Raw genomic sequence first — 531 nt, forward strand, 5'->3', positions numbered from 1 at the left:
CTTCAAGTCACGCAAGCGTCCGAAAAACAGCTACAAATCCAATTGCGTCAACGGGAACATCCAGGTGGTGGATAACCACTATCTGAAACTACCGAAGCTGGGGCTGATGAAGGCCTACGGCCTGGAGCGCATCCGCGGAAAAATCAAGAGTGCCGTCATCCGGAAAGAATCGACCGGCAAATATACCGCCTCAATCCTGGTGGAGGAAGAGATGAAGAAGCTGCCCCTCACCGAAAAATCCATTGGTATTGACTTGGGTCTCACACATCTAGCTATCCATTCTGATGGAACAAAGCTTAATAACAAACACTTCGAACGCTCCCTGGCCAAAAAGAAACGAACGTGGGAACGAAAATTAGCCCGCCGCCGTCGGCTTGCTTTGGAAAAGATGGAAGCGCATAAGGAAACGACCGGAGAAGAGTTGGAACTGTCGTCCTTCCGCAACGTCCAGAAGGCGAAAGAGATGGTCGCGAAGTACAACCGCAAAATCCGGAATCAGCGCAACGATTATCTGCACAAGTACACGACCCA

At 50.5% G+C, this 531-nt stretch carries 1 protein-coding gene; it reads left to right on the top strand.

All coding sequences use genetic code 11. From position 1 onward, the window contains the following. A partial coding sequence (locus ACTU7M_RS11500) for an RNA-guided endonuclease TnpB family protein (protein WP_443474526.1) occupies positions 1–531 on the top strand: 531 nt, incomplete at both ends.

This window comes from Jeotgalibaca sp. A122 (genome assembly GCF_052266715.1).
Lineage (GTDB): Bacteria > Bacillota > Bacilli > Lactobacillales > Aerococcaceae > Jeotgalibaca.